The organism is uncultured Oscillibacter sp. (genome assembly GCF_900546705.1).
Lineage (GTDB): Bacteria > Bacillota > Clostridia > Oscillospirales > Oscillospiraceae > Oscillibacter.
The window spans coordinates 1-7,684 of the sequence record NZ_URDP01000057.1; the positions used below are offsets into that span (position 1 = coordinate 1).

The 7,684-nt window shown below is 63.6% G+C and carries 8 protein-coding genes; 7 read left to right on the forward strand and 1 reads right to left on the reverse strand.

Translation table 11 applies throughout. The features are described 5' to 3' along the window. The 7 genes from QZS13_RS09495 to aroQ form a co-directional block, all read left to right on the forward strand. Window positions 1-234 (forward strand): prephenate dehydrogenase dimerization domain-containing protein (locus QZS13_RS09495; protein WP_295588333.1); only part of this gene is annotated, 234 nt, incomplete at its 5' end. Window positions 235-280: 46 nt separating this feature from the next. Continuing rightward, the gene (aroB, locus tag QZS13_RS09500) at window positions 281-1,351 is read left to right on the forward strand and encodes a 3-dehydroquinate synthase (RefSeq protein ID WP_295588336.1); all 1,071 of its coding nucleotides are present in this window, start codon (window positions 281-283) and stop codon (window positions 1,349-1,351) included. 1 nt (window position 1,352) lies between these two features. After that, on the forward strand, window positions 1,353-2,579 hold the full coding sequence (aroA, locus tag QZS13_RS09505; RefSeq protein ID WP_295588337.1) for a 3-phosphoshikimate 1-carboxyvinyltransferase: 1,227 nt from the start codon (window positions 1,353-1,355) through the stop codon (window positions 2,577-2,579). Continuing rightward, entirely contained in the window at window positions 2,569-3,660 is a 1,092-nt protein-coding gene (aroC, locus tag QZS13_RS09510; RefSeq protein ID WP_295588341.1) for a chorismate synthase, read from the forward strand. The genes aroA and aroC overlap by 11 nt, the downstream gene beginning before the upstream one ends. Beyond that, complete coding sequence (locus QZS13_RS09515) at window positions 3,647-4,783, forward strand: bifunctional chorismate mutase/prephenate dehydratase (protein WP_295588344.1); 1,137 nt, start codon at window positions 3,647-3,649, stop codon at window positions 4,781-4,783. Before aroC ends, QZS13_RS09515 begins: the two co-directional genes overlap by 14 nt. A 4-nt stretch (window positions 4,784-4,787) precedes the next feature. Further along, window positions 4,788-6,029 (forward strand): shikimate kinase, encoded by a 1,242-nt coding sequence (locus tag QZS13_RS09520; RefSeq protein WP_295588347.1) that lies wholly within the window; start codon window positions 4,788-4,790, stop codon window positions 6,027-6,029. Beyond that, window positions 6,010-6,444: a type II 3-dehydroquinate dehydratase gene (gene aroQ, locus QZS13_RS09525; protein ID WP_295588350.1), complete on the forward strand. Its 435-nt coding sequence runs from the start codon at window positions 6,010-6,012 to the stop codon at window positions 6,442-6,444. Before QZS13_RS09520 ends, aroQ begins: the two co-directional genes overlap by 20 nt. Window positions 6,445-6,563: 119 nt before the next feature. Here the strand turns inward: aroQ and QZS13_RS09530 are convergent. After that, on the reverse strand, window positions 6,564-7,684 hold a 1,121-nt coding region (locus QZS13_RS09530), incomplete at its 5' end, for a carbon starvation CstA family protein (RefSeq protein ID WP_295588352.1).

The window sequence follows — 7,684 nt, forward strand, 5'->3', positions numbered from 1 at the left end:
CGCCGGGGCTTCTCCGCCGGCAGCTTCCAGGACATGACCCGGGTGGCCCGGCTGGATGAGGACATGTGGACGGAGTTGTTTTTGGACGACGCCGACTACCTGACACGCGAACTGGAGGTGCTGGTGGGGCATCTGAACGAGTATCTGGACGCCCTGAAGGCCCGGGATGCCCAGCGGCTCCGGGCGCTGCTGCGGGACGGCCGGGAGAAAAAGGCCACCGCCGGCGGCAACTGATGCTTCGGCCGCCGGGCCCATACATTATATAAAAGGAGTTTTCCCTATGTCCGACTCCATTCAAACCATTCCCGTCCGCACCAGCCCCTCCTATTCCGTGCAGATCGGCCTGGGCCTGCTGAGCCGGTGCGGATCACTGCTGGGGGATATCCTCGTCCCCTGCCGCATGGCCGTCATCACCGACGACACCGTGGCCCCCCTCTACCTGGATGAAGTGCTGGAGAGCCTGAAGTGCGCGGGCTTTTCCGTCGTCTCTTATGTGTTTCCCGCCGGCGAGGCCAGCAAAACCATGCACACCCTGGCCGACATTCTGGAGTTCCTGGCCCGGGAGCATCTGACCCGCACCGACTGTGTGGCCGCATTGGGCGGCGGCGTGGTAGGCGACATGGCGGGCTTTGCGGCCGCCGTGTACCTCAGGGGCATCCGCTATGTGCAGCTGCCCACCACGCTGCTTTCCGCTGTGGACTCCTCTGTGGGCGGAAAGACCGCCATCGACCTTTCCGCAGGCAAAAACCTGGCAGGCGCCTTCTTGCAGCCCGCCGCCGTACTGTGCGACACGGACTGCCTTCAGTCTCTCCCTGCCGACGTATTTGCCGACGGCGCCGCCGAGGCCATCAAGACCGGCGTCCTTTGTGACGAGTCCCTCTTCACCCTTTTTGAAGACGGCACCCTTACCGCCGCCCCGGCAGACGTCATCACCCGGTGCGTTCAATACAAGGCCGGCGTGGTGCAGCGGGACGAAACCGAGCAGGGAGAGCGCAGGCTTTTGAATCTGGGCCACACCGTGGGCCACGCCATTGAAAAATGCAGCGGCTTTTGCATCCCCCACGGCCATGCGGTGGCGGCGGGCCTTGCCGTCATGGCCCGGGCAGCCGAGGCCATGGGATGGGCGCAGGAGCCCATTGCCGGGCGCATCGCCGCCTGCCTTGCCAAAAACGGCCTGCCCACCGGCACCGACTTTTCCGCCGCGGACCTTGCTCAGGCAGCCCTCAGCGACAAGAAGCGCTCCGGAGACACCATCACCATCGTGGTGCCCCGGCGCATCGGCACCTGTCAGCTCCACAAGCTGCCGGTAACAGAGCTGGAACGCCTCATTGCCGCCGGAAAGGAGGCATAGCATGGACCTTCGCATTACGCCGAAAAAGCTCTCCGGCACTGTGACGCCGCCGCCCAGCAAGTCCCAGGCCCACCGGCTGCTCATCACCGCAGGGCTGGCAGGCGGCGTCAGCACGATACGGGGGGTGGCTATGAGTCAGGATGTGGAGGCCACCCTCCGGTGCCTGACGGCTCTGGGCGGCCGCTGGCGGGAAACCACCCCCGGTACGCTGGAGATCGCAGGCACCGGCGGCAGAGGCGCTTTCGGAGCATCCCTGCCCCATCTGGACTGCGGAGAATCCGGTTCCACCCTCCGCTTCTTCCTCCCCATCGCTCTGGCGGTAGCCGGAGGCGGTGTGTTCACCGGGCAGGGCCGTCTTATGGAGCGGCCTCAGGGCCCCTACCTGGACCTCTTTCGGGAAAAGGGCATCTCTTTTGAGAAAACAGATGGCGTCCTTACGGTCCGGGGACGGCTGACGCCGGGAGAATATCGGCTGGCGGGCAACGTCTCCAGCCAGTTTTTCACCGGCCTCCTCTTCGCCCTGCCGCTGCTGGACGGCCCCAGCACCATCGTCCCCACCACCGCTGTGGAGAGCTGGGACTATATCCTCATGACGCTGGATGCCCTGATGGGCGCCGGCGTGACAGTTGCAAAGCCTCAGGTCCCGGGCGGCGCCTTCCAGGTCTCTCCCTTTGCCTATCGGCCCTTTGACCGGTCTGTGGAGGCGGACTGGTCCCAGGCGGCATTCTGGTACGGGGCCGCCTTCTGGAACAATTCTGTGACGGTGCAGGGACTGAACCCCCATTCCGTCCAGGGTGACAAAGTGGTCTCTGATCTCTATTGGCGGCTGGCCCGGCCCGGTGACCGGGAAATCAACGTATCCGGCTGTCCGGATTTGCTGCCGCCCCTGGCGGTCATGGCCGCAGCAGCCAGCGGCACCACCCGCTTTACCGGTGCCGCCCGGCTCCGGATGAAGGAGAGCGACCGGCTCTCCACGGTCTGCGCCATGCTGACAGCTTTGGGGGGGCACTGCCAGGAGGGACCCGACAGTTTGACGGTCACCGGCGGAAAACTCGCCGGGGGTACCGTGGACAGCGCAGGAGATCACCGCATCGCCATGGCGGCGGCCATTGCCGCCACCGGCTGTACAAGCCCTGTAACGATTTTGGGCGCAGAGTGCGTCAAAAAGTCCTACCCGGACTTCTGGGAGGTCTATCAGTCCCTGGGAGGTGAGATCCATGTCCTCTGAATTCGGAAAGCTGCTGAAAATCAGTGTGTTCGGCCAGTCCCACGGCCGCGCCATCGGCGTGGTGGTGGACGGCCTGCCTGCCGGGGAGGCCGTGGACACAGAGGAGCTGCAAGCCTTTTTGAATCGCCGCAGGCCCGGCGGCAGTCCCCTCTCCACCGCCCGGAAGGAATCGGACGCACCGGTATTCCTCTCCGGTCTGGAAAATGGAAAGACCTGCGGTTCGCCGCTATGCGCCGTCATCGAAAACGCCGACCAGCACTCTTCGGACTATGCCGGTCTCACCGACACGCCCCGGCCCGGCCACGCGGACTTCACCGCCGCCGTCAAGTGGGGCGGAGCGGCGGACATGCGGGGCGGCGGTCACTTCTCCGGCCGGCTCACGGCGCCGCTGTGCATCGCCGGCGGCATCGCCAGGCAGATCCTCTCCCGGCGGGGCATCCACGTAGGCGCCCACCTGCTCTCCGTGGGCACGGAACAAGATGAGCGCTTCCCCCTGTATCCCACAGCGGCCCTTTTCGATACAGTGGCCGCCAAGTCCTACCCGGTCCTCAATGATGCCGCCGGACAGCGGATGCAGTCCACCGTTCTGGCCGCCAAATCCGGCGGTGACTCTCTGGGGGGCGTGGTGGAGTGTGCTGCCATCGGCCTTCCCGCCGGTTTGGGCGATCCCATGTTCGACGGGATGGAGAGCCGTCTGGCTGCGGCCATTTTCGGCATCCCCGCCGTCAAAGGCGTGGATTTCGGCTCCGGCTTCGACGCCGCCCGCTCCTGCGGTTCAGAGAACAACGACGTCTTCCGGGTGGACCGCGGTACCGTGGTCACCGAGACCAATCACGCCGGCGGCATTCTGGGCGGCATCACCACCGGCATGCCCCTTGTCCTGCGGGCGGCCTTCAAGCCCACGCCGTCTATTGCCCGACCCCAGCAGACCGTGCGTCTTTCCACCATGGAGACGACTGAGCTCCAGATCCGGGGCCGTCACGACCCCTGTATTGCCCACCGGGCTGTCCCGGTTGTGGAGGCGGTCACCGCCGCCGTACTGTTAGATTTATTGTTGGAGGGAAACCATGGAACTTTCTGAGATTCGCGAAAAGATCAACACTGTGGACGACCAGCTGCTGGACCTGTTCTTGCAGCGCATGTCCCTCTCCGAAGAGGTGGCCGCCTATAAAAACGAGCACCATCAGCCCATTTTGAACAAGCAGCGGGAACGGGAGATTCTGGCCAAGGTCACGGAGAAATCCGGCGACAAGGAGCGGTACGCCTACCACCTGTTCTCCACGCTGCTGGAGCTGTCCCGCTCCCGCCAGGCGGAGCTCATCTCCTCTCCCACCCGGGTGGCCGCCCAGGTAAAGGCCTCTCTGGCCGCCGGCAGCGAGGTGTTTCCCCAGACGGGGCTGGTCGCCTGCCAGGGCGTGGAGGGCGCCAACTCCCAGGTGGCCTGCGATCGGCTGCTGCCCCGGGGCAACATCGTCTACGTCAAGACCTTCCAGGCTGTGGCCTCCGCCGTAGAGTCCGGATTGTGCAAGTTCGGCGTGCTGCCCATCGAAAACAGCTCCAACGGCTCCGTCCGTGCAGTGTATGAGCTGCTCCAGGACCACAAGCTGTCGGTGGTCCGCTCCACCCGTCTTTGCATCCGCCATGAGCTGCTGGGTCTGCCGGGCGCCAAGCTCTCCGACATCACGGAGATCTACTCCCACGAGCAGGCCATCGGCCAGTGCAGCCACTTCCTGACGGGCCTCAACGGCGTGCGGGTGGTGCCCTGTGACAACACCGCTGCAGCCGCCCAGATGGTGGCCGAGCGGGGAGACAAGCATGTGGCCGCCATCTCCTCCCATCCCTGTGCGGGCCTGTACGGTCTGGAGTGCCTGAAAGACGACATCCAGGACAGCGACAACAACTACACCCGCTTCATCTGCATCACCAAGGACCCGGTCATCTACGCCGGCGCCAACCGTATCAGCCTCATCATCGCCTGTGAAAACAAGCCCGGCGCCCTGTACGACATCCTCTCCAAGCTGGCGGCTCTGGGCATCAACATGACCAAGCTGGAGTCCTGCCCCGTCACCGGCCGGAATTTCGAGTTCATCTTCTTCCTGGAGCTGGAGGCCTCCGTCCACGAACCGGGCGTACTGCCCATGCTGGAGGAGCTGGAACGCAGCTGCCAGAGCTTCCAGTTCCTGGGCAGCTACGCGGAAGTGTGAGCCTATGGGGGAGAAAATCTACGGCCTGCTGGGCCGCAAGCTGGGTCACAGCTGGTCCGTACCCATCCACGACGCGCTGGGAAATCACAGCTATCGTCTCATTGAGCTGGAACCGGAACATCTGGCCCCGTTTTTGAGCCAGGAGGCCATTGGAGGACTCAACGTCACCATTCCCTATAAGCTTGCGGTCATGCCCCTATGCGACGAGATCGATCCCAACGCCGCCGCCATCGGCAGCGTCAACACCATTGTGCGCCGGGGGGGCAAGCTGCTGGCCTTCAATACCGACGCCGTGGGCTTTTGCTACACGGCCCGTCGGGTGGGCATCAACTTTTCCGGCAAAAAGGTCCTGGTGCTTGGCAGCGGCGGAGCCTCCCATACGGCGGTGGCCTGCGCCCGGAAGCTGGGATGCCGGGAGGTGGTGGTCATCTCCCGCTCCGGCCCGGACAACTACGAAAACCTCTCCCGCCACGCCGATGCGGATATTATTGTCAACGCCACGCCGGTGGGCATGTTCCCCGGCAACGGCGCCGCGCCGGTAAGCCTGACGGCTTTTCCCCGCTGCAGCGGCGTGCTGGACCTGATTTACAACCCCCTGCGCACAGCCCTGCTGCTTCAGGCCCAGGAGCTGGGGATTCCCTGCTCCGACGGACTTCCCATGCTGGTAGCCCAGGCCACGGCCGCCGAGGAGCATTTCTTCGAGCGCTCCATCCCCGACGGGGAGAACGAGCGGATCTTGCAGATGCTCCGGCGTCAAATGGAAAACATCGTTCTCATCGGCATGCCCGGCTGCGGAAAGTCCACCGTGGGTGCCGCTCTGGCCGCGCTGACCGGGCGGGAGGCCGTGGACATTGACCGTCGGATCGAGGAGCGGGCCGGCTGCTCCATTCCGGAGATCTTTGCCCGAGGCGGGGAGTCTGAATTCCGTGCCCTGGAGCGCGAGGAGACCGCCCAGGCCGGCAAACTGGCCGGTGTGATCCTGCTCACCGGCGGCGGCGTGGTGAAAACTCCGGAAAACTATCATGCCCTGCGGCAAAACGGCCGGATCTATCACCTGCTGCGAGACCTCTCTGTCCTGCCCACCGACGGCCGTCCCCTCTCCCAGGGTGCGGATCTTGCCGCCATGTGGCAGGCGCGCAAGCCCCTGTACGAGCGCTTCCGGGATACAGCCATTGACAACAACGGTCCGGCGGAGGAAACCGCTCAGGCCATCTGGAGGGATTTTTGTGCACATTCTGATCCTTAACGGCCCCAACATGAACATGCTGGGCATCCGCCAGCCGGAAATCTACGGCAAGGCCACCTACAACGACCTGATGGAAATGGTCCGGCAGGAAGCCCGGCAGTTGGGGGTGGAGGTGAGCTTCTTCCAGTCCAACCACGAAGGCGCCCTGGTGGACGCCATCCAACAGGCCTACTTCGATCATGTGGACGGCATTATCATCAACCCCGCAGCCTATACCCACACCAGCGTAGCGCTGCTGGACGCGGTCAAGGCCGTGGGCATTCCCACCGTGGAGGTGCACGTCTCCGACCCGGACACCCGGGAGGAGTTTCGCCACATCTCCTATATCCGCGCCGCCTGTACCGCCACCATCCGCGGTCACGGTCTGAGCGGCTATGTGGAGGCACTGCACCTGCTGTGTGAAAAGCAACAATGATTCAAATATAAAAGGCACCCCAGGCAAAGCCTGGGGTGCCTTTTGCTTGGATATAGAAAGGCTCCGCCGCGACAGCGCGGCGGAGCCCATAAGAAGGGATCATAGCGGGAGGGGGAAATTTACTTGCGGGCCAGTCTGCCGGCGCGCTTCTTGCCGTAGGTGCAGATAATCAACACGTAGGCAACGGCCGCCACAATGCCGATGGCATAGGAGATGGTCCAGGGGATATTGAAGCCGATCTTGGCGTTCATGATGTAGGTGATGGTAATGAAGGTATACCAGGCACCGGGGATCATGGGAACCCACACGAACTTGCTCTTGCCATTTTCGAACATCCACACGCTGATGGCCAGGAAGGCAAACAGGGACAGGGTCTGGTTGGACCAGGCGAAGTAACGCCACAGGATGTTGAAGCCGTTGGAGTTCATCTTGGCGAACACCAGGATCACGGCCACCAGGGCGAAGATCACGGCAGACAGACCCAGGCGCTTGCTCTTGGAGCTCTGGTCAATGTGGAAGGACTCGGCAATCTGCAGACGCAGGCCGCGCAGAGCGGTATCGCCGGAGGTGATGGGCAGAACGATGATGCCGATCAGGGCGATCAGGCCGCCCACGTTGCCCAGAATGTCGCGGCAGACAACACCGACCGTGCCGGTGGCCAGGCCGGCGTTGGCCTCCTGCAGGCCCAGGTTGTACACGCCCATGGCAGCGGCAGCCCACACCATGGCGATGAAGCCTTCCAGAACCATCATGTTGTAGAAGGTCATGCGGCCCTGCTTCTCGCTCTTCATGGAGCGGGAGATGATGGCAGTCTGGGTGGAGTGGAAGCCGGAGAGCATACCGCAGGCAACGGTGATGAAGAAGATGGGGATGAAGTGCTGGGCGTTGAAGTACTCACCGTAGCTGAAGGGCACCTTGCTGCCGTCCTCAGCCAGAGTGAAGGCATTCAGCGCCACGCCCTGCCAGTCGTCCCAGACGTTCAGCAGGGGATAGCCCTTGACGAACATGCCGATGAACACACCGATGGCGGAGAACAGCAGGATCGCACCGAACACGGGATAGATCTTGCCGATGATGGCGTCGATGGGGAAGATGGTGGCAACCAGGTAGTACACGAAGATCACGCCGTAGATGATCCAGGTGGTAGGATCGGTAGCCAGGCCGGAGAAGTGGAACACCTGGGTGGCGGCGATGTCGCCGGGGGTGTAGATGAACACAGCACCCACCAGCAGCAGCAGCA

Coding starts and splice junctions, on each gene's coding strand:
- aroA (WP_295588337.1), top strand. CDS start 1,353: ATGGACCTTCGCATTACGCCGAAAAAGCTCTCCGGCACTGTGACGCCG.
- aroC (WP_295588341.1), top strand. CDS start 2,569: ATGTCCTCTGAATTCGGAAAGCTGCTGAAAATCAGTGTGTTCGGCCAG.
- QZS13_RS09520 (WP_295588347.1), top strand. CDS start 4,788: ATGGGGGAGAAAATCTACGGCCTGCTGGGCCGCAAGCTGGGTCACAGC.
- aroB (WP_295588336.1), top strand. CDS start 281: ATGTCCGACTCCATTCAAACCATTCCCGTCCGCACCAGCCCCTCCTAT.
- QZS13_RS09515 (WP_295588344.1), top strand. CDS start 3,647: ATGGAACTTTCTGAGATTCGCGAAAAGATCAACACTGTGGACGACCAG.